Genomic DNA, 26951 nt, shown 5'->3' with positions numbered 1-26951 from the left:
CCTGTCGGCGTGGTTCTAGAGTCCGCTTGACCTTTTCCGCCACAGATCTGTGCGGAGGTCCAGACGTGATGCAACACAGGACGCAAGCGGTCGCCTCGTGCGAGTCAGTTCGGCCGATCAGAACCAGGTCATGGACGACGACGGAGCCGGCGCCGATGACGCTGTCGTCGCCGATGCTCACGCCGGGGCCGACGATGACACAGCCTCCACGCCACACGTTGTTCCCGATGCTGATCGGGGGGGCTACTCCGAGCTTGTGGCGGCGCGGCGGCGGATCAATGGGGTGGGTCGGTGTCAGCAGCTGGACGGTCGGCGCGATCTGGCAGTCCTCCCTACGGTGATCGCTCGTCACAGACCCTGACGCCGCATGCAGTCACCGGCCGCGCCGCGGTCCGCCCCGGCACCGGTCCTCCCCAGACTCACGCCCGGTCGTGCACCGTCACGTGGTACCCGTCCGGGTCGGCGAACGTGAACGTCCGCCCGAACGGCCCGTCGATCGGACTCGAGACGATGCGGTGCCCATCGGCCAGCAGGGCGTCGTGCATCGCCTGCACCTCGGTACGGTGCGGCCCACCAACACCCCCCCCGCCCGGCAACGGCCAACCATCCCGGGGGAGGAGGAGGTCGTGATCGGCCGCGCCGATCAGCGCCTGCTCGCCGGCGAGGGAGTAGCGGACGACGACGTCGATCTCGTCCGCGACCAGCAGCAGGCCAACGGTCTAGGCATGCGCGGGACACCGTCGCTGACCCGTTGTGAGCATCGCGCCGATCTGCGGCACAATGGCGCTCGTGTCAGCTCCTCAGCAGCACCTGTCTCGTCGGGCCGTGATCCTCGCGACGGCAGGCTTCGTGCTGCTGGTCATCGGGATCGGCATCACGGTCTGGCAGTGGACCCATCCCGTCCGGTCCGGCTGGTTCGCGTACGCGCCACTCAGCGACACCGTCTTCAACCCCACCGTGGTATCGAGCGGGCCACTGGTGCTCGGCTACTGCCTCACGGTGCTCGGCGCACTCGGGCTCGGCGCCGGGTGCGGCATCTCCGCGGTCGCACGTCGCGGACGCGGGTAGGCCCCGAACCGCCGGGTGCTCCGCCGTGACGCTTCCTGCGCGGTTCCCTCGAGGATCTCGGGCTGCCTCACCGCTTGATTGCGCTCAAGCCGCGCCCGCGTCGATCCCTGCACGTTCTCCGCGCCCCTCGGGGTGCGGCCGGCCGCCCGCGCCTCGGCCACGTCACGAACCGTGACGCCGTATGCCGCCGCCGGGCCGGGCCCGGCCCCGGCACGGGTCCCGGCACGGGTCCCGGCACGCGCCACGCTCCGCACCAGCAGACCGCTCCTCCCCAGACTCACGCCCGGTCGTGCACCGTCAAGTGGTACCCATCCAGGTCGGCGAACGTGAACGTGCGCCCGAACGGTCCGTCGATCGGACTCGAGACGATGCGGTGCCCATCGGCCAGCAGCGCGTCGTGCATCGCCTGCACCTCGGTGCCGTGCAGCCAGAGCGCGACGCCGACACCGGGCTGTCCGGCGGCGTCGAGGTCGGTGCCGGGGACGACGTCCCGCAGCGCGAAGGCGATCGGCGTCGTGGTGAAGACGACGGCGTGCGGGGGTCCGGCGGGTGAGCGGACCAGGCCGAGGTACCGCTCGTAGAACGCCTGCGAGGCGTCGAGGTCGCGGACCTGCAGGGAGACGAAGTCGGGGCCGGTGACGGGCATGGGTGCTCCTCGTTTTGATGTCAGTTGTCTGACATCGAGCAGCGTATGTCAGACTGCTGACATGAGTCAAGACGGACCCGGCGTCGACCTGCCGACCTCGATCGGCTACCTGCTCAAGGAGACCGCGACCGCACTCCGCACCGCGATGGAGGCCGTGCTCCGCCCGCTCGGCATGACGGTGACGCACTACTCGTGCCTGGAACTGCTGGCGCAGCGTCCGGGTTCGTCGAACTCCGAGCTCGCCCGCGGCACCTTCGTCACCCGGCAGTCGATGAACGTGCTCCTGCAGACACTGGAGCGGGACGGCGTCGTCACCCGCCCGTCGGAGGCCCGCTCCGGCCGGGTGATGCCGGCGCAGCTCACCGAGCGCGGACGTCGGGACCTCGCCGCAGCGACAGCGGCGGTCCGCGGCGTCGAGGACCGGATGCTCAGTGACCTCGACGAGGACGACCGAGCGGCCGCCCGGCGCCTCCTGCAGAGCATGGTCCGGTCACTCCGCGGCGCGGACCCGACCCCGGCAGCGAGCGGTCCACAGGACGACGACGCGGGCTGAGGGTCAGACCTCGTCGAGGAACGCCCGGACGACCCCGACGGCGTCGGGATGGTCCTGCGGCCGGTGTCCATGCCCGGCGAGCGTCACGTGACGGGCACCGACGATCCGGGAGGCGATGGCCTCGTACTCGTCGTTCCACCCGCCCGTCACCACCAGGGTTGGTAAACCGATCCGGTCCGGGGTGTCGAGGCTCCACGGCCCAGGTAGGCGGCGCTGCCGCTCCGCCGCGAGCAGGTCCGCTGCTCCCGTCGGCGGTGCGATGCTCTGCCCGGCGAGTGCCGCTGCGAAGGCCACGGCGAACTCCGCCGCCGAGAGCGTCGATGCCCGGTCGAGCACCGGCTGCACCCGGCGGATGTGGTCCTCGATCGCCGGCTTCCCCCGCGCCAGGGCGTAGGCGGCGGGCTCGAACAGCACGAGCGCCCGGACCAGGTCCGGACGACGAGCGGCGGCACGCATGGCGACCGGCCCGCCGAAGGAGTGCGCCACCACGGTCGCTCCGGCATCGCACGTGCCGAGCAGCCGGGCCTCCCAGCGGTCCTGGTCGAACGTGGCCGGCACATCCGTGCGGTACCCGGGCATCACCGCGAACAGCGCACCGGGGAGATCCCCGACCGCCGACCAGGCCCGGTCCGGACTCCGGTTCGAGGCGTGCAGGAACACGATCCGCGCGCCCGTCCCGTCGTCCGCCATGGACTGCAGGGTAGCGCTGCCGTCACGACGGACGACGGCCCGTCGGGGACCGGACCACCGACGGACGGGAGGCGCGGCACCCGCTGGCACCGCGCCTCCCGTCCGGTCACTCGCCGGCGAGGACGGGGTTCATCGCGATCCACACCGGAACCCACGGAGCGCAGAGCGCGAGGACCAACGCGACCGCGGCACCGACCCGGTGCACACCTCGCCACAGGAGGACGACCGCAAGGACCACGGTGGTGGACGCTGCCGCGACACTGACGACCGCCGCCGCGTTCAGGCTCGCGCGGCCGCTCGCCGTCGCGGCCGGTGTCGGCATCACCCCGAGGGTGAACACGTCCAGCATCGCACCGAACCACAGCATCGCGACGACGACCCCGCAGCCCAGGACGAGCACCACCCACATCGCCGCGGCGACCCCGCGCTCACCCGTCCGCATGTCGCTCATCGACGTCATCGGAGGTGCAGCTGCTCACCGTCGGTCGCGATGGCCGATGGCCCTGCTGCACCCGAGCGGCGCCGACCCGGTCGGACGCACGACCCGCCGGACCGGCATGCGACGGACGGGAGGCGCGGCACCCGCTGGCACCGCGCCTCCCGTCCGTCGGTCAGTCAGTCAGTCAGGCAAGACCGGACCGCCGAGCACCCGGCTCAGCGAACCGCGAAGGGCGCCCGGCGCCCCTCACCCCACGCCCAGTGCAGCAGCGCGAGCCCGGAGTCGTTCGTGACCCGGAGCGAGAGGTTGCTGCCTGAGCCGCGGATGGTCTCGAGGCTGTACGTGTCGTCGGTCCGGAGCCCCGGCCAGTAGACCGCGCCGAGGTGCCGCTGCCGGACGACGGTCGCCACGGTCTGCAGGAACGCGACCGAGTTGTCCGCGTCGGCGTTGCCGGTGGTGTCGGAACCGCGGTAGTCGACGCCGGTCGTCATCGGCACGCCGAACTCGTCGAGGACGGTGCGGTTCGAGCACGCCTGGTCGCCGAGTCGGCTCTCGAAGTCGGCCTTCCACTCGGCGGCGTTCCGGGTGCCCCAGTAGCCGTAGTAGTGCTGTGAGACGTAGGTGCCGTCGAGTGCGGGTGCCGCGCAGATCGCGTCGACGTGGTCGTTGTAGCCGGTGCCGCTGACGAACACCCGGTCCCGCGGGATGCCCTGCGCGGTGTAGCGCTGCACCCACGTCGTGGCGAGCTGCACCCAGTCGGCCGGGGCGTACCCGAACGGCTCGTTCATCGGCTCGAAGAACACGCCGGAATCGTGGCTGTACGTGCGGGTCAGGGTGTCCCACATGCCCCACCAGGCGGCGGGGTCGTCGACCTTGCCGTCCTTGCTGGCGTCGCTGCCCTCCCAGTAGCCGAGGACGACCTTGACGTCCCGGTGCCGGGCGGCGTCGATGACGGCACGGTAGGAGTTCCACCAGGTCGTGCCGACGGAGTACGGGTTGACGGGCAGGCGGACGGTGTCGGCGCCCAGGTCCTTCCGGAACTCACGGATGACCCGGTCGGCCTTGCGGTATGTGGTCCGGTAGTCGTCCGAGGTGGACAGGCCCGACAGCACGACGGGTCCGTTGACGTAGTTGTCGCGCGGGTCGGCCCAGTTCACGCCGTGGAACCGGGTGGGATCGAGCCGGGCGTCGGGCCGGGCGTCGGGTCCGGCATCGTGGCCGTGGCGGGCGGCGGCGACGGCGACCGAGGTGCCGGTCGTCGTCGCCGGTGTCGCGGACGCGGTCGTCGGCACCGCGAGGGCGAGTGCCGTGACGCCCGCGCAGACGGCGGCAACGACGGTCGCGATCCGGCGGAGGCGCCCTCGTGTCGGTCGGCCCCTGCCGTCCGTCGAGGTGGTGGTGTGGATGGTCATGGTGTTCCCTCCTGCTCCGTCATCGGAGCACCCCGGACGCCGTCGTCCGAGGGTCGCGGACGCTGCGGGACCGGCCCCCGACCGGTGATGGCAACGTCAACACGGCGAGGATTGCACTCCGCACCACGAGTGTCAACCGGCGGTCGCGGGATGCGTCGACGACGGACGGGAGGCGCGGTGCCAGCTGGCACCGCGCCTCCCGTCCGGTGGTCCGACCGTCCCGCACGCCGGCGGCTGGCGCTCAGCGCGCGGCGACCGCCTGCTGCGCCGCGGTCTCGGCGGCGACCCACGCGAGCATCCCGCACTTCACCCGCATCACGAACTTCGAGACCCCGTGGAACGCGACGAGGTCCTCGAGCACGTCCTCGTCCGGCTCGCCGACGCCGCGGGAGCGCATCATCGTGCGGAACTCCTCGGTCAGCGCCAGCAGCTCCGGCACCGTCCGCCCGACGGCCATGTCGGTCAGGACCGAGGCGGACGCCATCGAGATCGAGCAGCCGTCCCCCCGCCAGGCGACCTCGGCGATGCGGTCGGTGCCGGGCTCCAGACGCACCCGCACGGTGATCTCGTCACCGCACGTCGGGTTCCGTTCGAAGTGCTCGGCGTCGGCGTGCTCGAGCGGGCCGTCGCCGTGCCGGGCCTTGGCGTGGTCCAGGATGACCTGCTGGTACAGGCTGTCGAGGCCGTTCACGAGGCGTCCTCGGCACCGAAGTACCCGCGGATCTCGGCGACGGCGGTGACGAAGCGGTCGACGTCTTCCTCGGTCGTGTACACGTACGTGCTCGCCCGGCTGGTGGCGGTCAGGCCGAGCCGGCGGTGCAGCGGTTGGGCGCAGTGGTGGCCCGAGCGGACCGCGATGCCCTGCGCGTCGAGGTACTGCGACACGTCGTGGGCGTGCACCCCGTCGACCACGAACGCGGCCAGGCCGCTGCGTGCGACCCCGGCGGGCGGCCCGACGACCGTGACGCCCGGCACGGTGGCCAGCCCGGTCAGCATCCGCTGCGCCAGGTGTTCCTCGTGCGCCTGCACCCGCCGCATGCCGATGCGTTCCAGGTAGCGGACGGCCTCGGCGAGCGCGACGGCCTGGGACACCGGCTGGGTGCCGGCCTCGAAGCGCTCGGGGGCCGGCATGAAGTCGGTGTGCTCCATGGTGACGGTCGTGATCATCGAGCCGCCGGTGCGGAACGGCGGCAGGGCGTCGAGCAGCTCCTTGCGGCCCCAGAGGACACCGATGCCGTTCGGGCCGAGCATCTTGTGCCCGGAGAACGCGGCGAAGTCGACGTCGAGCGCACGGACGTCGAGCGGCCGGTGCGGTGCGGACTGGCAGGCGTCGAGGACGACGAGGGCACCGACCGCGTGCGCGGCGGCGACGACCTCGGCGACCGGGGCGATCATGCCGGTGACGTTCGAGACGTGGGAGATCGCGACGACCCGGGTGCGATCGGTGACCTGTGCGAGGGCGTCGGCCGCGGTCCAGCAGCCGGTGTCGTCGACGGGCACCCAGCGGAGCGTCGCGCCGGTGGCGGCGGCGAGCTCCTGCCACGGCACGAGGTTGGCGTGGTGCTCGGCCTCGGTGACCAGGACCTCGTCCCCGACGCCGAGTCGGAAGCGCTCCGCCTCGGGGCCACCGCGGCCGGCGCTGGCGTTCCGTAGGCCGTACGCGACGGTGTTCAGCGCGTCGGTGGCGTTCGCCGTCCAGACGACCTCGGACGGGCTGGTCGCGCCGATGAAGCGGGCGACGGTGGCACGGGCGTCCTCGTAGGCGTCGGTGCTCAGGGCGGCGAGGGTGTGCGCACCGCGGTGCACGGCGGCGTTGTCGTGCTCCAGGAAGCGACGTTCGGCGTCGAGCACCTGCACGGGTCGCTCGGCCGTGGCCCCGGAGTCGAGGTAGGCCAGGGGCCGCCCGTTGACCGCTTGCTGCAGGATCGGGAAGTCGGCCCGGATGCGGGCGACCTCGTCCTCGGTGAGCGGTTCGACGGAGTCGTCCGTCGGCGCTGGTGCAACGATCGTCACGGTACTGGCCCTCCTGAGCGTCCTGCGGGACACAACCCGTCAATCGTGGTCGTTCTTCCCCGGGGCGTCCAGTCGGGCCAGCACCGTGCGGTCGTCGTGCAGCTGGCGTTACTCGTTGCCGATGCGCTTGTCCGCCTCGTCGCGGGCCTTGTCGATCTTGTCGTCGTACTTGCCGCCGGTGACCTTCTTCACGGCGTCGGCGACACCGTCGAACACCTTGTCACTGACGTCTTCGGCCTTCTCGCTCTTGAGCGCGTCCTGCACCTTGCCGTCCTGCAGGAAGGACTGGGCCTTCTTCGTGATGTCGTCGAACCCCGCCATGAGCGGCTCCTCACCTCGCCGCGGTGCCTGGTGCCCCGCGTCCTGGCGCCGATGGTAGCCACGGAGCCACCGCTCGGTCCGGTCCGTTCACCGGATGTGCAGGGGCGGTCGGGCGGTCGGTCCGGCTCAGGTCATCTGCGCGCTGCGGCGACGGGCCAGGACGTACGCGACGGCGACCGACCCGCTGACGGCCAGGAGGGACGGGATGAGGATGTCGGTCCCCTGCTGCGTGAACTCGGCGACGAGCACGAGTGCCGTGAACGGTGCGCGCATGGTGGTGGCCAGGAACGCGGCGGCCCCGATGAAGGCGAACGAGGCGATGCTGCCGCCGTCCACCGGCCAGAGCAGCAGCCAGGCGGCGCCGAGGAACCCGCCGAGCGCCGACCCGATGGCGATCGACGGCGTCAGGGTGCCACCGACCGCGCCGGCACCGATCGTCGCGGCCGTCGTGACGGTCTTCAGCAGGCCGAGCACCAGCAGCGCCAGGAGCGGTGCCATGCCGAGCAGGGTCGGGCCGTCCAGGTCGGCGTTCATCGCGGCGACGCCGAGCGCCCGACCGTTGCCCATCACCTCGGGGAACGGCACCGCGACCAGGCCGACGAGCGCGAACACGACCGGCAGCACCACGAGGAGCTTCCACCCGGTCGGGGCGATGCCCTGCAGCCGGTTCGTGGTCTTCACGAACCCGACGCCGGCGAACCCGAGCAGCGGCCCGACGACGACCGCCCAGACGAGCAGCGACGGCGAGAGGTGCATCGCGGGCACGTGGTAGAGCACCTCGTCCGGGATCACGAGCCGGGCGACGAACGCCGCGACCGCACTCGTCACGAACGCGGGCAGCGCGGTGCCCAGGGTGAGCTCGCCGAGCAGGACCTCGACCGCGAACAGGGCACCGCCGAGCGGGACGTCGTAGACCGCCGCGAGGCCCGCCGCCGCACCGCAGGCCACGAGCACCTTCGTCTCGCGACGACTCAGGCCGGCCCGGACCGTGAGCAGCTGGGCGGCCCAGGCGCCGATCTCACGCGGTGCCACCTCTTTCCCGATGGAGGCGCCGAGCCCGACCGCCAGGATCTGCACGCCCGCGTTACCGAGGGTCACGAGGGACGGCATCCGCTTGCCGCCGACCGCCGCGGGCACGCCGACGACGGGTCGCCCCCAGCGGCGGATCGCCCACCACGCCACCGCCGTGAGGACACCGGCGGCCAGGACCGCCAGGAACCGGTTCAGCCCCGAGGGAGCGTCGGCGGCCTCGTGGTGTCCGGCGAACGGGTACCCGAAGGCGACGAACTGGATGAGCTGGAGCGCGAGCCACACCGCGATCCCCGCGGCTCCGCCGGCGACACCGACGAGCCCGGTGACCACGGCGAGCTTCAGCACCCAGGCCGGACCGGCGTGACCGTTGTGTGGCATGTCGGCAAGCGTAGCGGGAGCGCTCCCCCGGGACGGACGGGAGGCCCGGCTCGCCACCCGCGGTCCGGTCCCGACCTGCGGATGGTGATCCGGGCCTCCCGGCCGGGTCGTTTCAGACGGCCGTCACGCGGAACGGCACCACCGTCTCGGGGAAGGTCATCGGCGCCTGGACGCCGACGACCTCGAGCACGCGGCCCGGGAAGACCCGGTCGCCGGACCACCACGGTGCCGGCTCGAGGCCGGGGACGTCGCCGATGACGAGCGGGTCGACGCGGTACCGGGTCTCCGGGTCCAGGCCACGGAACGTGATCCGGCCACGGGGGCTGACCTCGGACCGACCGACGCTGGCCAGGAAGAACAGGGCCTGCCGGCGGTCCGGCGCGACCGACCCGTAGACGAGCTGCGTGTCGTCCGCCTGGTCGACCCGGACCAGGTCGCCGCCGTGCAGCAGCGGACGGACCTGCTTGTAGGTCGCGATCCACTCGGTGAGCTCGCGCTCCTCGGCCTCGGTCGCCCGTGCCAGGTCCCACTCGATGCCGAGGTGCCCGTACAGGGCGGTGCCGGCCCGGAAGGCCAGCGTGTGCTGCCGCCCGGTCGTGTGGTTCGTGCCGCTGGCGATGTGCGAGCCGAGCATCTCGGCGGGCAGCAGCTGCATGGTCCACCGGTTCATCTGCTGCCGCTCGAGCGGGTCGATGCAGTCCGAGGTCCAGACCCGATCGGTGTGCTCGATCACACCGAGGTCGACGCGGCTGCCACCGGACGAGCACGACTCGATCTCGAGCGCGGGGAACCGTTCCTTCAGCGTCGCCATCAGCCGGTAGGCGGCGAGGGTCTGCTCGTGCACGGCGGCACCGGCGCCGCGGGTGCCGGCCTCGACCAGGTCGCGGTTGTGGTCCCACTTGACGTAGTCGACGCCGACCTCGCCGATCACCGCGGTCAGACGGTCCAGGACGTGCTCGTACGCCGCCGGGATCGCCAGATCGAGCACCTGCTGGTTGCGGGCACGGACCGGCAGTCGGCCGTCCGCCTGCATGATCCACTCCGGGTGCTCGCGGGCCAGATCGCTGTCCTCATTGACCATCTCCGGCTCGAACCAGAGCCCGAACTCCATGCCGAGCGACCGGACGTGGTCGACGAGCGGGGCGAGGCCGTCCGGCCAGACGTCCTCGTCGACGAACCAGTCCCCCAGCCCGGCACGGTCGTCCCGGCGGCCCCGGAACCAGCCGTCGTCGAGGACGAAGCGCTCGACGCCGATCCGGGCCGCGCGGTCGGCCAGGTCGGTCAGGCGTGCCAGGTCGTGGTCGAAGTACACCGCTTCCCAGACGTTGATCGTCATCGGACGCGGGCGGCTCGGGTGCTGCGGGCGCTGCCGGAGCCAGTCGTGGAAGCGTCGGGCCTGCGCGTCGAGGCCGTCGCCGTACGCGCCGTACACCCACGGGCCCGCGTAGGACTCGCCGCGTCCGAGCCGGACCTCGCCGGGCAGGAGCAGTTCGCCGCCGCCGACGACCTGCCGACCGTTGCTGACGCGTTCGGCGTGGTGGCGGTGGTTGCCGCTCCACCCGACGTGCACGCCCCAGACCTCACCGCTCGCGAAGCCGAACCCGGGCGTCCCGACGCTGAGCACCGTGGCGGCGTCCGGACCGGTGCGACCACGGCGTCCCTCGCGCTGGTGCGTGCCGACGACGAGTTCGTGTCGCTGCGGGGTCCGCTCCTTGCCCCAGCGGCCGGCGAAGTCCAGGACCTCGCGGGCGCGTTCGGGGACGGGGAGCGCGACGGTCAGGTCGTCGAGCGTGTACGTGCCGTCGGCGGTGTTCGTCACCGCGGCGCGGAGGCGGACCAGGCCCGAGACGAGCATCTCGACCTCGAGACGGAGCGACAGGCCGGCGACCTCGTCCGCGGCGTCCACGACCAGGCGCTGCGCGGTGCCGGCGCCACCGGTGCGGGCGACGTCCGACACCGTGAACGCCGGCGACCAGTCGGCGCCGTCGCGGTGTCCGGCGACGCCCGGGCGGCCGGTCCACCCGGTGTGCGGCTCCGGCAGCACGCTCAGACGGACGGCGACGTCGGGGGTGCTCGGCTGCAGGGGCAGGACGTCGGCCCGGGCGAGCGCGGTCAGCTCGGCGTCCGACAGCTCCCCGAGGGCCGCACCCCAGTGCACGACGGCGGGCAGTCGGCCGTCCGAGCAGTCGAGCACCAGGGAGACGCCGCCGGCGCTCAGGTGGACGGGGACGGTGGGGAGCTGCGACATCGGGTCTCCTCGGTGCGGACGGACGGGGACGAGCCTCCCGGTCCGGGGCGGTGCGCCGCAACCCGACGCGCTGGTGCACTCAGAACCAGCGGCTGGTGCACTCAGAACCAGCGTTTGGCCTTGAACACGGCGTACAGGACCGCGGCGAACAGCACCATCGCCAGGATCGAGAGCGGGTAGCCCCAGGTCCAGGTCAGCTCGGGCATGTGGGTGAAGTTCATGCCGTAGATCGCGGCGATCAGCGTCGGGGCGAACAGGATCGCCGCCCAGGCGGAGATGCGCTTCGTGTCGTCGTTCTGCTTCTGCGCGGCCAGGGTCGAGTCGACCGTCAGCGCGTTCTGCAGCAGCTGCCGGAAGGTGTCCAGGCGCTCGACGACCCGGATGACGTGGTCGAGCACGTCACGGAACCGCCGCTGCAGCTCGACCGGCAGGTGGTACTTCTCGGCGCCGCGGTGCAGGTCCTCGATCATCCGGATGAGCGGTCGCGCTGCCCGCTGGAAGTCGACGACCTCGCCGAACAGCTCGTAGACGCGGCGGGACACCCCGGCCGAACCCGAGAACAGCTGTCCCTCGATCTGGTTGATGTCCTCTTCCAGACCGTCGATGACCGGGCGGTAGTCGTCCACGATCGAGTCCATCAGCGCCCAGAGCTGCGCCTGCGACCCGGCCGTGACCAGACCCGGCTTGCCGCTCATCCGCTGCAGGGCGCGCGGCACGGTCCCCGGTCCGCGCGGGTCGGCCTGCACGACGGCCAGGAAGAAGTCCTCGCCGACGAAGGCGTGCACCTCGCCGAACTCGACCTCTTCCTCGGCGTCCCGGTACACGGCGGGCTTCAGCACGGCGAACAGCGTCGACCCGTACCGCTCGAGCTTCGGCCGCTGGTGCCCCTCGGCGGAGTCCTCGACCGCCAGCTCGTGCAGCCCGAGCGCCACCGCGACGTCGCCGAGCTCGACCGCGTCGGGCCGGTCCAGCACGATGCACGCGGAGGCGCCCTGCTCCTCGAGCATCCGGAAGCTGTCGTCGAGCGAGCTGCTCGCCGTCGGGGCGATGCGGTCCACGTACACGGTGTTCAACTCGACGGTCACGGCACCACCGTACGCACCCTGGGCAACCGGTGGGCGAACAGCAGCGGGACGGCGTAGCGTCCAGGTCCTCAGCATGCTGACGAAAGGGATGACCATGCGGTGGATGCGGAAGATCGTGATCGCGGTGAGCGCCGTCGTCGCCGTGGTGGGCTCGTTCATCGGGTCCGGAGCGGCCGGCGGCACACCGATCGCCGAGGCGGCGGACGGAGCACTGTCGGCCTCGTCGACGGCGATCGCGCCGGGCGGCCCCGCGTTCGGGATCTGGAGCGTCATCTACGTCGGGCTCATCGCCTTCGCCGTGTGGCAGTTCCTTCCCCGGACCGCCGACCGCGCCCGCCACGACCGGCTCGCCGTGCCCGCGACGCTGTCCCTGCTGCTCAACGCCGCGTGGATCCTGTCCGTGCAGTTCGGGTACCTGTGGCTCAGCGAACCGATCATCGTCGCGCTGCTCGGCGTGCTCGCCTGGGCCTTCGTGGTGCTCCGGCGCACCCGGCCGTCCGGTCGTCTCGAGGCGCTCATCACCGACGGCACGTTCGGGCTCTACCTCGGCTGGGTGTGCGTCGCGACGGCGGCCAACACGGCCGCGGTCCTGACCGCTGCGGGCTTCCGCGGGTTCGGTCTCGGGCAGGACGTCTGGGGCGTCGTCGTCGCTGCGGTCGCCGGCCTGGTCGGTGTGCTCGTCGCGGTCACCGGACGCGGGCGGATCGCGCCGACACTGTCGCTCGGCTGGGGCCTGGCGTGGGTCGCGATCGCGCGCCTCGACGGTCCGCTGGTGTCGGTGCCGACCGCCGTCACCGCGGTGGGGGCCACCGCAGTCGTCGTCGTCGTGACCCTCGTGGCGCGCGCCCGTGCGGGGTGGGCCGCGCGGCCGGCCGGGCTGCGCACGGCCTGACGCGGCGCTGTCCGCGGGCCGGCAGGCACGGCACGGCGCTGACTGCGGCCCCGCGGGCAGGGACGGCGCTGACCGGCGCCCGGCAGGCACGGCCGGTTCCGGACCTCCGGCCTGGAGGCACGGCACCGCCCGCCACGCCGGCCGGCTCAGCGTGCGGCGGCCACCAACCCGTGTGCGGCGGCCACGGCCTCGTTCGTGACCCGCCCCGCGTGCACGTTGAGGCCGAGTGCGAGAGCCGGGTCAGCCTCCAGTGCGCGCTCCCACCCCTGGTCCGCGATGGCCACGGCGTACGGCAGCGTCGCGTTCGTCAGCGCGATCGTGCTGGTGCGGGGTACCGCTCCGGGCATGTTCGCCACGCAGTAGTAGACGGCGTCGTGCACCCGGAAGGTCGGGTCGTCGTGCGTGGTCGGCCGTGAGCCCTCGAAGCACCCGCCCTGGTCGATCGCGATGTCCACGAGTACCGAGCCGGGTCGCATGTCGGCCACCATCGCGTCGGTCACGAGCTTCGGCGCCGAGGCCCCCGGGATCAGCACCGACCCGATCACCAGGTCGGCGTCCGCCACGGCCGCCGCGATCGCGAGCGGGTTCGACCGGAGCGTCGTCACCCGGCCGTCGAACCGCGCGTCGAGGGCCCGGAGGCGCGGCAGGCTGATGTCGAAGAGCGTCACCTCGGCCCCCATCCCGAGCGCGATCGTCGCCGCGTGCTCACCGGCGACACCGCCGCCGATCACCACGACCCGCCCCTTCGGCGTCCCGGGGACACCGCCGAGGAGCAGCCCACGACCACCGTTCGCCCGCATCAGGTGGTGCGCACCGACCTGGGCCGACAGCCGCCCGGCGATCTCGGACATCGGCGACAGCAGCGGCAGCGACCGGTCCGGCAGCTGCACGGTCTCGTAGGCGATCGCGGTCGCACCGGACTCGACGAGCGCCGAGGTCAGCGGGCGGTCGGCGGCCAGGTGCAGGTAGGTGAAGAGCACCTGCCCCTCGCGGATCAGCGGGTACTCGGACGCGACGGGCTCCTTGACCTTGAGCACCATCTCGGCCTGCTCCCAGACCTGTCGCGCGTCCGGGACGACGGTGGCACCGGCTGCGGTGTACTCGTCGTCCGTGAAGGCGGACCCCGCGCCGGCTCCGGCCTGCACGAGCACCTGGTGGCCGTGCATCGTCAGCTCGCCGACCCCGGCCGGGGTGGCGGCGACGCGGAACTCGTTGTTCTTGATCTCGGTGGGGACGCCGATGCGCATGACGGACTCCTTCGTGGGGCAGTTGCTCGGTCCCACCATTCAGCCGCGTGTTCGTCTCGGCCGTGGTCAGACCGAACGATCGCCCGTCCGGAACGAGTTCGGTGTCACGGCGTTCGGTACGACGGCACGTCAGACCGCTCCCACCGAACGCGGCACCGCACACTGGCCCGCACGGTGGCGCAGCGCGCGGTCAGCGGCGCAGGCGGGAGCGCAGCGTGTCGCTCGGCAGCTCGCCGAAGCGGGACCGGAACGCCGCCGAGAACCGTCCGAGGTGCCCGAAGCCCCACGCACGGGCGATGTCCGCCACCGAGGTCTCGTCGCGATCGGCACGCCGCAGGTCGTCGCGCGCGCCGTCGAGCCGCACCGAGCGGAGCAGTTCGCCGGGCGTCTGGTCGAGGTGCCGACGGAGCGACTGCTGCAGTCCGCGGGGGCTGAGGCCCGCGGCGGCGGCGATCTCCGGGGTCCCGATCGGCTCACGGGCGTGGGCGTGCACGTAGTCGAGAGCCCGACGCAGGCGCTGGTGTTCCGGGCCGCTGCCGGACACCGCGGTCCGCCAGCTGCTGCGCCGCGGGAACGCCCGGACGGCGGCGGTCGCGAAGGCCTCGGCGATGTCGCGACGGGCGACCGCGGAGAGCTCGGTGTCGACCTGCAGCCAGGTGGACGAGTGCCGGCGGACGGTCTCCTGCCAGACACGGAGACCGTCGGCGTCGGGACGCTCGAGCGGTTCGAACGCGAAGGTGTCGTCGCCGACCAGGTCGGTCAGGAACTTCCGGTCCAGGTGGACGAGGTTCAGCCCGACGTCGCGGTGGTGCAGGTCGTAGAGCTCCGACGGCAGGACCATCGGCACGCCCTGCACCAGGTCGACGGCGCGACCGTTGAACGTGATGGTGCTGCTGCCGCTGCGGAGCCACGCGACGATGACGTCGTCGGACTGGCTCTGGCTGCGCAGGTCGACGCCGAACCGGGAGGTCCGGAGGGACATCCGCTCGTCGGTGACCCCGGCGAAGTCCCAGAGCGTGTCCGGACGGGTCCGGCGGATGACCGGGGCCTTGAGGTCGTAGTCGGCGGTGAAGAACGCCATGGCCTGGTCGATGTCGGTCCCGGCGAGCCGGCGGTAGGAGCGCGTGTCCTGCCGCGGGACGGCTCGGGGCCGCTCGACGCTGCCGGATCGGCCGACACTGCCGGATCGACCGACGCTGCCGGATCGACCGACACTGCCGGATCGGCGGGCGACGGACGGACCGGCTTCGGGAGAGAGCACCATCCTCCGACGGTAGATCAGGCCACCGACATCCTGGCCGGTCCGTCCACCCCAGAAGCGGGGACAGGCCCCGGGTTCCCGTCCGGGCCCTGGTGCTCCGGTCAGTTCTGCAGGATCGCCTGCCCGACGCTCTCGTCGAGGATCAGGTCCGTCACGAGCCCCGCCGCCAGCGCCCCGCGGAGCGACGCCGCCTTGCCCCGCCCGGCGACGACGCAGATCCGCCGCGGTGCCCGTTTGATCGTGTCGAGGTCGGGGGCGCCGGCCCGGGCGTTCACCCCGATGTCCTTCCACGACCCGTCCGCACGGTAGAACACGGTCGAGACGTCGCCGACGACCTGCGCCGTGACGAGTTCGTCCTGGTCGGCCGGGTCCAGGTACCCGCCGGAGTACACGTGCGAGGGCACCGGGGCCTGCGGGGCGCCGACGCCGAACACGACGACGTCCATCCGTTCGTGCAGGTCGAGCACACGGCGGATCGAGCGCTCCCGGAAGAGCGCGGCCTTGGTGGCGGGGTCGTCGAAGAACGCCGGCACCGGGAACTGCTGGACGAGGGCGCCGTACGCCTCGCCGAAGCGCCGGAGGATCTCCGAGGCGTAGACGATGCCGGTCGTCCGGGTGTTCGCCGCCCCGTTCACCTGCACGATCGTCGAGCCGTGCGTGGTCTTCGGCACGAGGTACCGGCTGACCGCGCTCACCGTCGACCCCCACGAGATGCCGATCACCATGTTCGACTCGATGTACTGGGTGAGGATCCGCGCGGCGGACAGCGCGACCCGTTCCAGGCGGTCCACGTCGCTCGTGTGGTCCGGCACCGGCACGACGTGGGCGTGCACGCCGAAGCGCGCGCGGATGCTGCGGCTGAGCGCGGCGGCCTGGTCGAGGGGCGACCGGATCTGGATGTCGACCAGTCCGGTGTCCCGCGCGTACTTGAGCAGTCGGGACACCGAGGACCGGGACGTGCCGAGCTCGTCGGCGATCGCGTCCATCGTGAGGTCCTGCAGGTAGTAGAGGTGTGCGGCCCGCAGGGCCTGCTGGGTGCGCACGGGCTGGGCGGCATCGCTCATGGACCGAGCATGCACGGACGTGCACGACCTCTGCAACCCCGTCCGCGCCTCCCGTCCGCACCCACGCACCGCGCACCGGAGGCGCGACAACCGTTCTGCACGTCCGTGCACGCAGGTTGCCCACGCGTTCCGACGAGCGCACGATCGATGGAGTACCAACGGAATCGACCCCAGAAAGCGATGCGAACGACCATGTCGAAGAAGACGCAGCCCAGGAACACGGTCACCGCCCTCACCGGACGCCCGAACGCACAGGTCCTCATCGTCGGTGGTGGGATCAACGGCATCGCCGCGTTCCGCGACCTCGCCCTGCAGGGTGTCGACGTCGCGATCGTCGAGCGTGGCGACTACGCCTCCGGCGCCTCCGCCGCGTCGAGCCACATGATCCACGGCGGTATCCGCTACCTGGAGAACGGCGAGTTCCGCCTGGTGCGCGAGAGCGTGCAGGAGCGCAACGGCCTGATCCGCATCGCCCCGCACTACGTCAAGCCGCTGCAGACGACGATGCCGATCTTCTCGACGTTCTCGGGCATCATGAACGCCCCGCTGCGCATGCTGACGCACAAGCAGCGCTCCACGAAGGAGCGCGGCGCGATGCTCATCAAGATCGGCATGACGATCTACGACTCGTTCTCCCGCGACGGCGGCTCGGTCCCGAAGCACGTCTTCCGCACCAAGAAGGCCGCGCTGCAGGACATGCCTGCCCTGAACCGCGACCTGAAGTACACCGGCACCTACTACGACGCCTCGGTCCACGAGCCGGAGCGCCTGGCCCTCGACGTCCTCAAGGACGGCCTGGCCGCCGGCACCGGCACCGGTTCCGACGCCACCGCGCGTGCCACCAACTACGTCGAGGCCGCGGGCAGCCGTGACGGCGGTGTCCTGCTCCGCGACCGCGAGACCGGCGAGGAGTTCGTGTTCACCGCGGACGTCGTCGTCAACGCGTCCGGCCCCTGGACCGACCTCACCAACGAGGCGTTCGGTGGCGAGACGAAGTACATGGGCGGCACCAAGGGCTCGCACATCGTCGTCGACAACCCCGAGCTCCTCGAGGCGACGAAGGGCCGCGAGCTGTTCTTCGAGAACAACGACGGCCGCATCGTCCTCATCTACCCGCTCAAGGGCCGGGTGCTCATCGGCACGACCGACATCGACGCGGACCCGTCCGAGCCGGCCGTCTGCACCGAGGAAGAGGTCGACTACTTCTTCGGCCTGGTGAAGCACGTCTTCCCGCAGATCGAGCTGAACCGCGACCACATCGTCTACCGCTACTCGGGCATCCGACCGCTCCCCCGCCACGAGGACACCGCCCCCGGGTTCGTGTCGCGTGACTACCGGATCGTCGACACCCCGATCGCCGGGCTGCCGAAGACCACGGTCCTGTCGCTCGTCGGTGGCAAGTGGACCACCTTCCGCGCCCTCGCCGCGCACCTGTCCACGGACATCACGACGAAGCTCGGCGTCGCCCGCAAGGTCGACACCACGGGCATGCCGATCGGCGGTGGCAAGGACTTCCCGACCACCGACGGGCAGCGTGCCCTGTGGATCAAGTCGCACCGTGACGGGCTCGCGTCCGAGACGGTCGACCGGCTGCTCGAGCGCTACGGCACCCGTGCCGCCGAGGTCGTCGACGCCCTGTCCACCGGTCCGGTCGAGCCGCTCGAGTCCGACGCCACGATCACCCGTGGCGAGGTCCGGTACTTCGCCGAGCACGAGCAGGCCGTGCACCTGATCGACGTGGTGCTCCGCCGCACGAACCTGGCGTTCGTCGGTGGCGTCACGATCGACCTGCTCGACGAGCTGGCCGACGTCATGGCCGACACCCTCGGCTGGACGACCGAGGAGCGCGCGGACGAGATCCAGCGCACGCTCGACGTCCTGCGCGAGTCGCACGGCGTCATCGTGCCGCTGACCTCGGCGTCGCAGCTCGCCTGACCCCTCCCGCGAAACGCAACCTGGGCGGTTCTCCGCAGCGGTATCCCGCTGCGAGGAGCCGCCCCGGTTGCGTTTCGCGAGGACTGCGCGTTTCGCGGGGACCGCGCGTTCCGCGGGGCGGACGGGAGGCGCGGGCCGGGTCCGTCAGAACCGCTCGCCGGTCGGGTCCTGCGCGCTCAGGTCGGTGAGGTCGTCGCCGCCGATCGGCTCCCCCGCCCAGTCCACGAGGCGCCAGCCGTCCGCACTCGATCCCTCCAGCTCGACGACGCCGGTGTTCTCCAGGTGCCGGTTCCGTCCGAGGTCGTTCGGCACGTTCTGCGCCGTCACCGCGGCCCAGATCCGGATCGCCGCACCGTGGCTGAACGCCGCCGCGACCTGGGCCCCGGTCGCCTCGATCTGCTGCACGGCGTCGTCGTAGCGGGCGAAGAAGCCGTGCCCGTCCTCGGCGCCGGGCATCCGCGCGTCGAGGTCCCCGGCGGCCCAGGCGTAGGCCGCGGCCAGGTAGCTCTGGACCGACACGGTGTCCCGCTTGCCCTGCAGGTCGCCGGCCTCGATCTCGCGGAGGCCGGGCAGCACCGCGGGCTCGAGGTCGAGCGCCCGGGCGAGCGGGGCCGCGGTGATCTGCGTCCGCACCATCGTCGAGGTGAACAGCCGCTCGATCCCCCGGTCGCCGAGGGCCGCGGGGAGCGCGTCGGCCTGCTCCTGGCCGAGGTCGGTCAGGCCGGGCCCGGGCACCTCGGCGTCGAGCAGGCCGGTCACGTTGGCGGGGGTCTGTCCGTGGCGGACGAGCAGCAGTCGCATGCCTCCCACCCTACGGATCGGCCCGGACGTCACCCCTGCCGGGTGTTCCAGCGCGGGTTCTTCTTGTTGATGACGTAGACGCGTCCGCGGCGGCGGACGATCTGCGAGCCGGGGATCTTCTTCAGCGCCTTGAGCGAGTTGCGGACCTTCACCACGAGCCTCCTTGTTGAGAACGGTTTTCATGTACCGTACTGCACATGTCGACCGTCCCGATCACCCTCGTGTCCGCACTCCACGACGCCGACGCCGCACGCGTCGCCGCTCGGCTGTCGGACGGCCACCGGATGCACGCCGCCGGCAGCGCCCTGGCGGCCGCGCGTGCCGTCGCGGAGCGCGCGGAGCACCTCGCCGAGGTCTGCGGTCCGGACGCCCGGCACTCCCTCGTCGTCACGCTGCCGGCGTGGGGTGACGCCCGGGCGGTGGCGATGATGCTCGCGAACGCCGCCCGCGCCGAGACCGGCGACGACCGGGTGATCGACCACGTGGTGTCGGTCCTCCGTGCCGGCGACGTCGAGCACCTGCTCTGGTCCGGCGTCGACGACGCGTTCGTCGCCGGTGAGCGGCTCGCGGCCCTGATCGAGTACGCAACCGTCATCGTGCTCCAGGGCACGGAACGCCTGCCGGTCGCCCGCCGACGGGCTGTCGTCGCCGTCGTGCACCGCTGCGCACCACAGGCGGTCGTGCTCGCGGACGTCCGGGTCCGGAGTGCCGACGACCTGCCCGCCTCGAACGGTGCCGCCGCACGGGTCCTCGCCGGGTCGGCCGGCTGGATGCTCGCCCTGTCCGCGGACCACGACGTCCGGGTCCCGAGCACCGACGGGCTCACCGCGTTCCGCTACCGCGACCCGCTGCCGTTCCACCCCGCGCGCCTGGCCGACGTCGTGGAGCACGACCTGGTCGCGGGACCGCAGGGCCGGGTGCTCCGCTCGCGCGGCTTCTTCCGCCTGGCGTCCCGGCCGGACCACGTCGGCTCCTGGTCGAGCGTCGGTGCGATGCTCGCCCTGGACCCCACCGCGAACCCGTCCTGGGACGAGGACGCCCCGATCGGCCAAGCGCTCTGGTTCATCGGCGAGGGACTCGACGTCGACCGGCTGACCCGCGCGCTCGACGGGGCGCTCATCACGCCGTCGGAGCTGCTGGCCGGCCCGGACCTCTGGCGGTCCTGGGCCGACCCGTTCCCGGTCTGGCCGGCGCTCGACCGCGGCGAGTGACGCCGCGGCGACGGGCGGCGCTGGCCTGCGGAACACCGGTGTTCGTCTGTCGAACACCCGCCGGCCGCGGTGTGACGGACGAACACCGGTGTCTTGCGGGGGCGCGGGGCGGCCGGGAGGCGCGGGTCAGCGCCCGGGCTCGCCCGCCGGCACCGGGGTGGCCGCGTCCACGGCCCCGAACGGCAGGTCGCCGAGGTCGAGGTGCGGGTTCGTGTCCTGCGTGCGCACGAGCTCCCGTGCCTCGTCGCTCGTCTCGACCGCCGGCATCGACCCGGGCAGCGGGCGCTGCGAGGACTCCTTCATGCAGAACACCCCGACCGCCCCGAGGACGCTCGTCGCCATCAGGAAGTACGCCGGTGCCAGCTCGTCGCCGGTCGCGTCGAGGAGCGCCTGCACGATGAGCGGCGTGGTCCCGCCGAACACGGCGATGGCGATGTTGTACGCGAAGCCCATGCCGCCGTACCGCGTCGAGGTCGGGAAGAGCGCCGGCAGCGACGCCGCCTGGTTCGACACCCACAGCGCCGTCATCAGCGCGAGCAGCGCCAGCCCGAGCAGCGTCGACCACTGCTCGCCGTGGCCGATCAGCATGAAGGCCGGCAGCACGAGCACGATCGTCGTCGCGGCACCGATCCACATCACCGTGCGACGGCCGAGGCGGTCGGACAGCCGTCCGGTGACCGGCAGCATCAGTGCCAGGAGCACGAGCACCGGGATCGTCAGCAGGGTGCCGTCGACGGCGGAGTAGCCGAGCGAGTCGGTGAGGTACGTCGGCATGTACGAGGTCAGGGCGTAGCCGACGGTGTTCGACGCGGCGACGAGCATCACGGCGATGACGATCGGCCGCCAGTACTGCCGCACCATGGCGAACACCGTGGCCGGACGGCCCTCGGCGTCGGCGCGGGCCTCGGTCGATGCCTCCTGGGCCGCCTGGGTCGCCTGGAACACCGGGGACTCCTCGATGCGCAGGCGGAAGTACACGGCGACGACGCCGATCACGCCGGCGAGCAGGAACGGCAGCCGCCAGCCCCAGGCGGTCATGGTCTGCTCGCCGAGGACGATCTGCAGGACCGTGACCACGGAGGCACCGAGCGCGAAGCCCATGTAGCTGCCGAGGTCCAGGAAGCTGGCGAAGAACCCCCGCCGCCGGTCCGGGGCGTACTCGGTGATGAACGTGGTGGCACCGGCGTACTCACCGCCGGTCGAGAACCCCTGCAGCAGCTTGAGCACGACGAGCAGCACGGGCGCCGCGACCCCGATCAGCGCGAAGTCCGGCAGGGCACCGATCAGCACGGTGGACGCCGCCATCATGATGAGCGTCGTCGCCAGCACCTTCTGCCGGCCGATCCGGTCCCCGAGCCGCCCGAAGACGATCCCACCGAGGGGGCGGGCGATGTACGTCGCCGCGAACACCCCGAGACTGAAGAGGACCTGCACCCCGGGCTCGGCAGTCGGCAGGAACACCCGACCCATCGTCACGGCGAGGTAGCCGTAGACACCGACGTCGTACCACTCCATCGTGTTGCCGACCACCATGCCGCCGACCGCCCGGCGCATCATGCCCTTGTCGACGACGGTCACGTCGCTCTCGCGGAGCCGACGAGCAGGCCTGCGCCCGGGCCTCCCGGTCGACGGGTCACTGCGTGCTGACCGGTCCCCACGGGTGTCGGGGCGCTCGGTACTGCTGGGGTCGGAACCCATCCGTCTCTCCTCTGTTCCGCTCGGCCGGTCGTTCCGGCCTGGAAGCAACAGCCGACGACGTTACCGAGCGACTGCCATTTCATCCAGCGGAGACTGCCAGGTTCGGCGCTGTCACCCGGACGGGGGTCGTGCCCGATCAGCAGCCTGGTACCGATCGGGCGGAACGGTCACAGCCTGGTAACTTCTGGCGATGGGGATCGAACCGGACACGAAGAACTGGACCTGGGTCATCGAGTCGGCCTGCCCGGACTGCGGGTTCGACGGCGCCGCGGTGACGATCCGCGACGTGCCGGGGCTCATCGACGCGAACACCGCCGGGTGGCCCGAGCAGCTCCGCCGCGCCGACGTGCGGCAGCGCCCGGACGACGCGACCTGGTCACCGCTGGAGTACGGCGCACACGTCCGCGACGTGCACCGGAAGATGACCGAGCGACTCGAACTCATGCTCGCCGAGGACGACCCGCTCTTCCCGAACTGGGACCAGGATGCGACCGCCGTCGCCGAAGGGTACGGCGAGCAGGATCCGGCGACGGTCGCCGAGGACCTGCAGGCCGCGGCGCGTCGGGCCGCACGTGCGTTCGCCGGTGTCCGCGACGACCAGCTCGACCGCACCGGGCGACGCTCCGACGGCAGCGGCTTCACGGTCGGGTCGCTCGCGGTGTACTACGCCCACGATCCGGTCCACCACCTGTGGGACGTGCGGCACGCGCGCTGAGTGATCCGGGCCTCCCGGCCGACTGCGACCGCCGACGGCGACCACGGACGACGACCGCAGGCCGCCGTCAGGCCAGGGCGTCGAGCAGCGCTCGAGCGGTCGCCGCGTCGGTGACCAGCTCGTTGACCAGACGTCCCCGGACGGCACTGATGATGCTCGGCACCTTGACCGCACCGACCGCGACCCCGACCGCGTGCGGCACGGCGGCGAGGACCTCGCGTGAGGTCCGCACCATCCGGTCGCTGCCCGGGAACTCGATCGGCTCCCCGTCCGGCCCGGTGAAGTTCAGGCAGACGTCGCCGGTCGCCCGGTCGAAGACGTCGTCGTCGACCGGCAGCCCGCGGGCCATCGCGTCCCGGGTCACGACCGGCGCACCGATGCCCAGGATCGCGCCCTTCGCCCGACCCCACAGCCCGACGACGTGCTGGAACGCCGGGTCCTCGTCCAGGGAGGCCCGGAGCGCCTCCGACGGCAGGGCCTGCGCGAACAGGAAGGTCGGGATCGCCCCCGAGCGCTCCGCGGCGGCGCGGGTGATCTCGTTCGTCTGGAACCACTGGTTCGGGTCCGCCTGACCACCGACTGTGGGGACGAGCTGCACGCCCGGCATCGGCGGCATCGCCCCGTGCGCGATCGCGTGCACGGTGCTGCCGGACGACATCAGCACGGCGTCGCCCGGGGCCAACCCCATAGCCTCGACGGCGGCGGCGACCGGCTCGGCCAGGTCGACCCCGAGCGTCGCGGCGTGGGTGACGGCGGCCAGGTGCACGGCCTGCAGACCGAGCACCACCTGCAGTCGTTCGGCCAGGGCCACGGTTTCGTCCTGGAACGGGTCGACGACCTCGATCCGGACCAGGCCGGCACGACGGGCCTCGGACACGAGCCGGCTCACCGTCGGGCGGGAGACCCCGAGGCGCGTCGCGATCTCGTTCTGCGTGGCGTCCTCGAGGTAGTACATCCGCGCGGCCTGGTAGACGGTGTCGAGCGGGAACCGGGAGCGCTGGTTCTCGACCGCCGGCGTGGGGGTCGACGGGCCCGGTGCGGGGATCGAGGGACCCGGTGCGGACGCGGTGCTGTCGGACATCGAGCGCGGGCCTCCCGGGGAGTGGTGCGGTCGGCCGGGCACCCGGACGACACCGCGATCGTAGCGCCGCGCGGCCGGACGTCGGCTGCCCGCGGACCCGGCAGAGCACAGCGTTCTGTCGGTTGTCGGACGTACCGTCCTCGTGACCCTGATGCGCTCCACAGCGGGGTCCGACGCTCCACCGAGGGGATCCACCCATGAAGAAGTCCGTCTGGCTGCCGGCCCTGATCGCACCCGTCGTCGTGGCCGGTGTCGTCGCCGCTCCCGTGATCGCGCAGGCCGCGTCCACCCCGATCGCCGGTGACCACCCGACCGCGGCCGCCGTCATCGCCAGCATCGCGAAGTCCTCGGACGCGCGGTACTCGGGCAAGCTCGCGCAGACGAGCGACCTGGGACTGCCGGAGCTCCCCACCGGGGCCGGCGGATCCTCGCTCGAGGGCGACGCCTCGGACGCCCTCAGCCTGCTCACCGCGTCGCACACCGCCCGCGTCTACGTCGACGGGGCGAGCAAGCAGCGCGTGCAGGTGACGGAGCAGCTCGCCGAGCAGGACCTGATCCGCAACGGCAGCACCGTGTGGACGTGGGACTCGAAGGCGCGCACCGCCACCAAGACCACGCTGCCCAGTCGTGGGGCCCAGGCCCCGGGCAGCGGCACGACCACCCCGTCGGACGTCGCCGAGCAGGCCATCGACGCGATCACGCCCACCACGACGGTCTCGAAGCCCGTCGCGACCTCGGTCGCCGGGCACGACGCCTGGCTGCTGACCCTGACGCCGAAGTCCTCCGACACCCTGGTCGGCCGGGTCCAGCTCGCCGTCGACCAGCAGACCGGACTGCCCCTCCGTGCCTCGGTCACCGCTGCCGGCACGACCGACCCCGCGTTCCAGGTCGGGTTCACCAGCCTCGACTACGGCGCCCCGGCCGCGCGCCTGTTCGACTTCACCCCGCCGACCGGCGCGGACGTCAGCACGAAGGACCTCTCCGACGCCACACCCGGTTCCGGTGCACGCCACCACGGCTCCGGCAGCGCCGAGCGCCCGACCGTGTCCGGCACCGGCTGGGACACCGTCGTGGCCCTCCCCGCGGGCAGCGCCGACCAGGCCGGTCTCGGCTCCGACGCCTCGGGGCTCCTCGACCAGCTCACCACCGCGGTCGCCGGCGGACGTGCCGTCCAGACCTCGCTCGTGTCGGTGTACCTGACCGACGACGGCCGGGTCCTGGCGGGCGCGGTGCCGGTGTCGACCCTGGTCGCCGCGGCCAAGTGACGACGGCCCCGGACGCAGCAGCGGCGGCGCAGACCGCGGCACCGCAGACCAGAGCGCCGCAGACCGGCACCGACCTCGCCATCCGCACCGAGGGTCTCCGCAAGGTGTTCCACAAGCAGCGCGCGGTGGACGGCATCGACCTGGCCGTCCCCCGCGGCTCGGTCTTCGGGTTCCTCGGACCGAACGGCTCCGGCAAGACCACCACCATCCGGATGCTCCTCGGGCTCTCGAGCGCGACCGGCGGCTCGATCCAGGTGCTCGGCGAACCGATGCCGTCGGCACTCCGCTCGGTGCTCCCCCGCGTCGGTGCGCTCGTCGAGGGTCCGGCGTTCTACCCGTACCTCTCCGGTCGGGCGAACCTCTCGCGGTTCGACGCCGCCGACCCCACCTCGGACCCGCGCAGCCGGAAGGACCGGGTCGCGTCCGCCCTGGACCGCGTCGGCCTGACGCACGCGGCCGACAAGAAGGCGCACGCGTACTCGCTCGGCATGAAGCAGCGGCTCGGGCTCGCGAACGCCCTGCTCACCCCGCGCGAGCTCCTGGTGCTCGACGAGCCGACGAACGGCCTCGACCCCCAGGGCACCCGTGAGGTCCGACACCTCATCCGGTCCCTGGCCGACGACGGCACCACGGTCTTCGTGTCGAGCCACCTGCTCGCCGAGATCGAACAGGTCTGCACGCACGCCGCCGTGATGCGGACCGGGCAGCTCGTCGCGCAGGGCACGCTCGACGACCTGCGCTCAGCCGGTGCCCGCACCGTGACGGTCCGCACCCCCGACGTCGGGCAGGCGGCGGTCGTCCTCGGACGGCTCGGGCTGGCGCCACGACGGGACGGCGGGTCGGACGTCCTGGTCGCCGACCTGGTCGCCGACGTCGAACCCGAGACCATCACCGCGGAACTCGTCCGCGCCGACGTCCGGGTCCGCGGGCTCGCCGTCGGTGGCGGCACGCTCGAGGACCTGTTCGTCGCGCTGACCGGAGAGGGATTCGATGTCGCTGGCTGAGCCCACCCCGTCCACCGCCGAGCGCCCGTCGACGACCGGCAGCGCCGACCGTGGCACCGCCCCGGCCCGCCGGACCCGTCCGTTCGCGCTGCTCGGTTCCGAACTCGCACTCGTCTTCCGGCGTCGCCGCACCTGGGCGATGCTCGGTGCCCTGGCCGCCGTGCCGATCCTCATCGCCGTCGCGGTCCGACTGACCACCGGCGCGGACAGCGGGGGCCCGGCGTTCCTCGGCGACATCACGAACAACGGCCTGTTCGTCGCGTTCACCGCGCTCACCGTGTCGATCCCGCTGTTCCTGCCGCTCACCGTCGGCGTCGTCGCGGGTGACACCGTGGCGGGCGAGGCGAGTCACGGCACCCTGCGGTACCTGCTCGTCGCGCCGACCGGCCGGGTGCGGTTCATCCTGGTGAAGACGGCCGGTGCGATCGCGTTCTGCCTCGCCGCGACCCTGCTCGTGGTGCTCGTGGGTGCCGCGATCGGGGCCGTGCTGTTCCGGATCGGCCCGGTGACGCTGCTGTCCGGCACGCAGGTCGACGGCTGGTCGTACGCCGCGCGGGCCCTGCTGCTCGCGCTCTACGTGACCCTGTCGATGCTCGGCCTCGTCGCGATCGGTCTGTTCGCGTCGACCCTGACGAACGTGCCGGTCGGGGCGATGGCGGCGACCGTGGTGCTCGCCGGCGTCTCGCAGGTGCTCGACCAACTGCCGCAGCTGGACTGGCTGCACCCGTACCTGTTCTCGCACCTGTGGCTCGGGTTCGGCGACCTGCTCCGCGACCCGATCTCGTTCGACTCGTTCGGCAGCAACGCGCTGCTGCAGCTCGGCTACCTGGTCGTCTTCGGGGCGCTGGCGTACGGCCGGTTCGCCAGCAAGGACATCCTCAGCTAGACCGGA

27 protein-coding genes and 1 pseudogene are annotated in these 26951 nt (G+C 72.3%); 9 read left to right on the top strand and 19 right to left on the bottom strand.

The window, feature by feature from the left end; translation table 11 throughout:
- Positions 1 to 124: 124 nt before the first annotated feature.
- Positions 125 to 331: pseudogene (locus JOD51_RS16910) on the bottom strand (LbetaH domain-containing protein); the annotation flags it as partial.
- Positions 332 to 419: 88 nt separating this feature from the next.
- Entirely contained in the window at positions 420 to 647 is a 228-nt protein-coding gene (locus JOD51_RS17655; protein ID WP_372378309.1) for a VOC family protein, read from the bottom strand.
- Positions 648 to 825: 178 nt separating this feature from the next.
- On the opposite strand from JOD51_RS17655, the gene JOD51_RS04715 reads away from it, so the two are divergent.
- Positions 826 to 1068, top strand: a complete 243-nt coding sequence (locus JOD51_RS04715) for a hypothetical protein (protein WP_204607249.1) — start codon at positions 826 to 828, stop codon at positions 1066 to 1068.
- A 277-nt stretch (positions 1069 to 1345) separates the two neighbouring features.
- Here the strand turns inward: JOD51_RS04715 and JOD51_RS04710 are convergent, their stop codons facing one another.
- Positions 1346 to 1714 carry a VOC family protein gene (locus tag JOD51_RS04710; protein ID WP_204607248.1) on the bottom strand — a complete coding sequence of 123 codons (369 nt, stop codon included), beginning with the start codon at positions 1712 to 1714 and terminating at the stop codon, positions 1346 to 1348.
- A gap of 61 nt (positions 1715 to 1775) precedes the next feature.
- Between JOD51_RS04710 and JOD51_RS04705 the strand changes: the two genes are divergently transcribed.
- Positions 1776 to 2267 carry a MarR family winged helix-turn-helix transcriptional regulator gene (locus JOD51_RS04705; RefSeq protein WP_204607247.1) on the top strand — a complete coding sequence of 164 codons (492 nt, stop codon included), beginning with the start codon at positions 1776 to 1778 and terminating at the stop codon, positions 2265 to 2267.
- A gap of 3 nt (positions 2268 to 2270) precedes the next feature.
- On the opposite strand, the gene JOD51_RS04700 is transcribed toward JOD51_RS04705, so the two are convergent.
- The 9 genes from JOD51_RS04700 to JOD51_RS04660 form a co-directional block, all read right to left on the bottom strand.
- Positions 2271 to 2957, bottom strand: coding sequence for an alpha/beta fold hydrolase (locus tag JOD51_RS04700; protein ID WP_204607246.1), 687 nt, complete (start codon positions 2955 to 2957; stop codon positions 2271 to 2273).
- Between the two features lie 106 nt (positions 2958 to 3063).
- Positions 3064 to 3408 carry a hypothetical protein gene (locus JOD51_RS04695; protein WP_204607245.1) on the bottom strand — a complete coding sequence of 115 codons (345 nt, stop codon included), beginning with the start codon at positions 3406 to 3408 and terminating at the stop codon, positions 3064 to 3066.
- Between the two features lie 203 nt (positions 3409 to 3611).
- On the bottom strand, positions 3612 to 4808 hold the full coding sequence (locus JOD51_RS04690; protein WP_204607244.1) for a cellulase family glycosylhydrolase: 1197 nt from the start codon (positions 4806 to 4808) through the stop codon (positions 3612 to 3614).
- A 241-nt stretch (positions 4809 to 5049) separates the two neighbouring features.
- Positions 5050 to 5499 (bottom strand): Fe-S cluster assembly sulfur transfer protein SufU, encoded by a 450-nt coding sequence (sufU, locus tag JOD51_RS04685; RefSeq protein ID WP_204607243.1) that lies wholly within the window; start codon positions 5497 to 5499, stop codon positions 5050 to 5052.
- Positions 5496 to 6821, bottom strand: coding sequence for an aminotransferase class V-fold PLP-dependent enzyme (locus JOD51_RS04680; RefSeq protein WP_372377669.1), 1326 nt, complete (start codon positions 6819 to 6821; stop codon positions 5496 to 5498). The genes sufU and JOD51_RS04680 overlap by 4 nt, the downstream gene beginning before the upstream one ends.
- Positions 6822 to 6929: 108 nt before the next feature.
- On the bottom strand, positions 6930 to 7142 hold the full coding sequence (locus JOD51_RS04675) for an antitoxin (protein WP_204607242.1): 213 nt from the start codon (positions 7140 to 7142) through the stop codon (positions 6930 to 6932).
- A gap of 126 nt (positions 7143 to 7268) precedes the next feature.
- Complete coding sequence (locus JOD51_RS04670) at positions 7269 to 8552, bottom strand: chloride channel protein (RefSeq protein WP_204607241.1); 1284 nt, start codon at positions 8550 to 8552, stop codon at positions 7269 to 7271.
- A 112-nt stretch (positions 8553 to 8664) separates the two neighbouring features.
- Entirely contained in the window at positions 8665 to 10800 is a 2136-nt protein-coding gene (locus JOD51_RS04665) for an alpha-galactosidase (protein WP_204607240.1), read from the bottom strand.
- Positions 10801 to 10901: 101 nt separating this feature from the next.
- Positions 10902 to 11885 (bottom strand): magnesium and cobalt transport protein CorA, encoded by a 984-nt coding sequence (locus JOD51_RS04660; protein WP_259558793.1) that lies wholly within the window; start codon positions 11883 to 11885, stop codon positions 10902 to 10904.
- Between the two features lie 103 nt (positions 11886 to 11988).
- On the opposite strand from JOD51_RS04660, the gene JOD51_RS04655 reads away from it, so the two are divergent.
- The gene (locus tag JOD51_RS04655; RefSeq protein WP_239539774.1) at positions 11989 to 12777 is read left to right on the top strand and encodes a TspO-related membrane protein; all 789 of its coding nucleotides are present in this window, start codon (positions 11989 to 11991) and stop codon (positions 12775 to 12777) included.
- A 146-nt stretch (positions 12778 to 12923) separates the two neighbouring features.
- On the opposite strand, the gene ald is transcribed toward JOD51_RS04655, so the two are convergent.
- From ald to JOD51_RS04640, 3 genes are all read right to left on the bottom strand, one after another.
- Positions 12924 to 14024 carry an alanine dehydrogenase gene (gene ald, locus JOD51_RS04650; protein WP_204607238.1) on the bottom strand — a complete coding sequence of 367 codons (1101 nt, stop codon included), beginning with the start codon at positions 14022 to 14024 and terminating at the stop codon, positions 12924 to 12926.
- A 190-nt stretch (positions 14025 to 14214) separates the two neighbouring features.
- Positions 14215 to 15288 (bottom strand): AraC family transcriptional regulator, encoded by a 1074-nt coding sequence (locus JOD51_RS17305; RefSeq protein ID WP_204607237.1) that lies wholly within the window; start codon positions 15286 to 15288, stop codon positions 14215 to 14217.
- 98 nt (positions 15289 to 15386) lie between these two features.
- Positions 15387 to 16349 carry a sugar-binding transcriptional regulator gene (locus tag JOD51_RS04640; RefSeq protein WP_111079032.1) on the bottom strand — a complete coding sequence of 321 codons (963 nt, stop codon included), beginning with the start codon at positions 16347 to 16349 and terminating at the stop codon, positions 15387 to 15389.
- A gap of 192 nt (positions 16350 to 16541) precedes the next feature.
- Between JOD51_RS04640 and JOD51_RS04635 the strand changes: the two genes are divergently transcribed.
- A complete protein-coding gene (locus tag JOD51_RS04635; RefSeq protein WP_204607236.1) occupies positions 16542 to 18284 on the top strand; it encodes a glycerol-3-phosphate dehydrogenase/oxidase in 1743 nt (580 codons plus the stop codon).
- Positions 18285 to 18428: 144 nt separating this feature from the next.
- On the opposite strand, the gene JOD51_RS04630 is transcribed toward JOD51_RS04635, so the two are convergent.
- Together JOD51_RS04630 and ykgO are read right to left on the bottom strand one after the other, a co-directional pair.
- Positions 18429 to 19085 carry a histidine phosphatase family protein gene (locus JOD51_RS04630; RefSeq protein WP_204607235.1) on the bottom strand — a complete coding sequence of 219 codons (657 nt, stop codon included), beginning with the start codon at positions 19083 to 19085 and terminating at the stop codon, positions 18429 to 18431.
- 29 nt (positions 19086 to 19114) lie between these two features.
- Positions 19115 to 19237, bottom strand: a complete 123-nt coding sequence (gene ykgO, locus JOD51_RS04625) for a type B 50S ribosomal protein L36 (protein WP_111074819.1) — start codon at positions 19235 to 19237, stop codon at positions 19115 to 19117.
- 45 nt (positions 19238 to 19282) lie between these two features.
- Here ykgO and JOD51_RS04620 point away from each other — a divergent pair, with 45 nt between their 5' ends.
- Positions 19283 to 20296: a CobW family GTP-binding protein gene (locus JOD51_RS04620; RefSeq protein ID WP_204607234.1), complete on the top strand. Its 1014-nt coding sequence runs from the start codon at positions 19283 to 19285 to the stop codon at positions 20294 to 20296.
- Between the two features lie 126 nt (positions 20297 to 20422).
- Here JOD51_RS04620 and JOD51_RS04615 read toward each other — a convergent pair whose 3' ends face one another.
- Positions 20423 to 21994: an MFS transporter gene (locus JOD51_RS04615; RefSeq protein ID WP_204607233.1), complete on the bottom strand. Its 1572-nt coding sequence runs from the start codon at positions 21992 to 21994 to the stop codon at positions 20423 to 20425.
- A 190-nt stretch (positions 21995 to 22184) separates the two neighbouring features.
- Between JOD51_RS04615 and JOD51_RS04610 the strand changes: the two genes are divergently transcribed.
- A complete protein-coding gene (locus tag JOD51_RS04610) occupies positions 22185 to 22709 on the top strand; it encodes a DinB family protein (RefSeq protein ID WP_204607232.1) in 525 nt (174 codons plus the stop codon).
- Positions 22710 to 22776: 67 nt separating this feature from the next.
- Here the strand turns inward: JOD51_RS04610 and JOD51_RS04605 are convergent, their stop codons facing one another.
- A complete protein-coding gene (locus JOD51_RS04605; RefSeq protein ID WP_204607231.1) occupies positions 22777 to 23790 on the bottom strand; it encodes a sugar-binding transcriptional regulator in 1014 nt (337 codons plus the stop codon).
- A gap of 197 nt (positions 23791 to 23987) precedes the next feature.
- Between JOD51_RS04605 and JOD51_RS04600 the strand changes: the two genes are divergently transcribed.
- The 3 genes from JOD51_RS04600 to JOD51_RS04590 are packed head-to-tail and all read left to right on the top strand — an operon-like array spanning position 23988 to position 26945.
- On the top strand, positions 23988 to 25055 hold the full coding sequence (locus JOD51_RS04600; RefSeq protein ID WP_204607230.1) for a LolA family protein: 1068 nt from the start codon (positions 23988 to 23990) through the stop codon (positions 25053 to 25055).
- Positions 25052 to 26059, top strand: coding sequence for an ABC transporter ATP-binding protein (locus JOD51_RS04595; protein WP_204607229.1), 1008 nt, complete (start codon positions 25052 to 25054; stop codon positions 26057 to 26059). The genes JOD51_RS04600 and JOD51_RS04595 overlap by 4 nt, the downstream gene beginning before the upstream one ends.
- Positions 26046 to 26945, top strand: coding sequence for an ABC transporter permease (locus JOD51_RS04590; RefSeq protein WP_259558788.1), 900 nt, complete (start codon positions 26046 to 26048; stop codon positions 26943 to 26945). The genes JOD51_RS04595 and JOD51_RS04590 overlap by 14 nt, the downstream gene beginning before the upstream one ends.
- Positions 26946 to 26951 lie beyond the last annotated feature (6 nt).

It is taken from the genome of Curtobacterium herbarum, from assembly GCF_016907335.1.
Taxonomy (GTDB): domain Bacteria; phylum Actinomycetota; class Actinomycetes; order Actinomycetales; family Microbacteriaceae; genus Curtobacterium; species Curtobacterium herbarum.
Note: the sequence above shows the minus strand (reverse complement) of the source record. Positions and strands in the feature narration are given on the sequence as shown.

What these genes read in the sequence shown, in the direction of transcription:
- JOD51_RS04710 (WP_204607248.1), bottom strand. Translation starts at nt 1,714, where the DNA reads ATGCCCGTCACCGGCCCCGACTTCGTCTCCCTGCAGGTCCGCGACCTC.
- JOD51_RS04705 (WP_204607247.1), top strand. Translation starts at nt 1,776, where the DNA reads ATGAGTCAAGACGGACCCGGCGTCGACCTGCCGACCTCGATCGGCTAC.
- JOD51_RS04700 (WP_204607246.1), bottom strand. Translation starts at nt 2,957, where the DNA reads ATGGCGGACGACGGGACGGGCGCGCGGATCGTGTTCCTGCACGCCTCG.
- JOD51_RS04695 (WP_204607245.1), bottom strand. Translation starts at nt 3,408, where the DNA reads ATGAGCGACATGCGGACGGGTGAGCGCGGGGTCGCCGCGGCGATGTGG.
- JOD51_RS04690 (WP_204607244.1), bottom strand. Translation starts at nt 4,808, where the DNA reads ATGACCATCCACACCACCACCTCGACGGACGGCAGGGGCCGACCGACA.
- JOD51_RS04675 (WP_204607242.1), bottom strand. Translation starts at nt 7,142, where the DNA reads ATGGCGGGGTTCGACGACATCACGAAGAAGGCCCAGTCCTTCCTGCAG.
- JOD51_RS04670 (WP_204607241.1), bottom strand. Translation starts at nt 8,552, where the DNA reads ATGCCACACAACGGTCACGCCGGTCCGGCCTGGGTGCTGAAGCTCGCC.
- JOD51_RS04665 (WP_204607240.1), bottom strand. Translation starts at nt 10,800, where the DNA reads ATGTCGCAGCTCCCCACCGTCCCCGTCCACCTGAGCGCCGGCGGCGTC.
- JOD51_RS04655 (WP_239539774.1), top strand. Translation starts at nt 11,989, where the DNA reads ATGCGGAAGATCGTGATCGCGGTGAGCGCCGTCGTCGCCGTGGTGGGC.
- ald (WP_204607238.1), bottom strand. Translation starts at nt 14,024, where the DNA reads ATGCGCATCGGCGTCCCCACCGAGATCAAGAACAACGAGTTCCGCGTC.
- JOD51_RS17305 (WP_204607237.1), bottom strand. Translation starts at nt 15,288, where the DNA reads ATGGTGCTCTCTCCCGAAGCCGGTCCGTCCGTCGCCCGCCGATCCGGC.
- JOD51_RS04640 (WP_111079032.1), bottom strand. Translation starts at nt 16,349, where the DNA reads ATGAGCGATGCCGCCCAGCCCGTGCGCACCCAGCAGGCCCTGCGGGCC.
- JOD51_RS04635 (WP_204607236.1), top strand. Translation starts at nt 16,542, where the DNA reads ATGTCGAAGAAGACGCAGCCCAGGAACACGGTCACCGCCCTCACCGGA.
- JOD51_RS04630 (WP_204607235.1), bottom strand. Translation starts at nt 19,085, where the DNA reads ATGCGACTGCTGCTCGTCCGCCACGGACAGACCCCCGCCAACGTGACC.
- JOD51_RS04620 (WP_204607234.1), top strand. Translation starts at nt 19,283, where the DNA reads ATGTCGACCGTCCCGATCACCCTCGTGTCCGCACTCCACGACGCCGAC.
- JOD51_RS04615 (WP_204607233.1), bottom strand. Translation starts at nt 21,994, where the DNA reads ATGGGTTCCGACCCCAGCAGTACCGAGCGCCCCGACACCCGTGGGGAC.
- JOD51_RS04610 (WP_204607232.1), top strand. Translation starts at nt 22,185, where the DNA reads ATGGGGATCGAACCGGACACGAAGAACTGGACCTGGGTCATCGAGTCG.
- JOD51_RS04605 (WP_204607231.1), bottom strand. Translation starts at nt 23,790, where the DNA reads ATGTCCGACAGCACCGCGTCCGCACCGGGTCCCTCGATCCCCGCACCG.
- JOD51_RS04600 (WP_204607230.1), top strand. Translation starts at nt 23,988, where the DNA reads ATGAAGAAGTCCGTCTGGCTGCCGGCCCTGATCGCACCCGTCGTCGTG.
- JOD51_RS04590 (WP_259558788.1), top strand. Translation starts at nt 26,046, where the DNA reads ATGTCGCTGGCTGAGCCCACCCCGTCCACCGCCGAGCGCCCGTCGACG.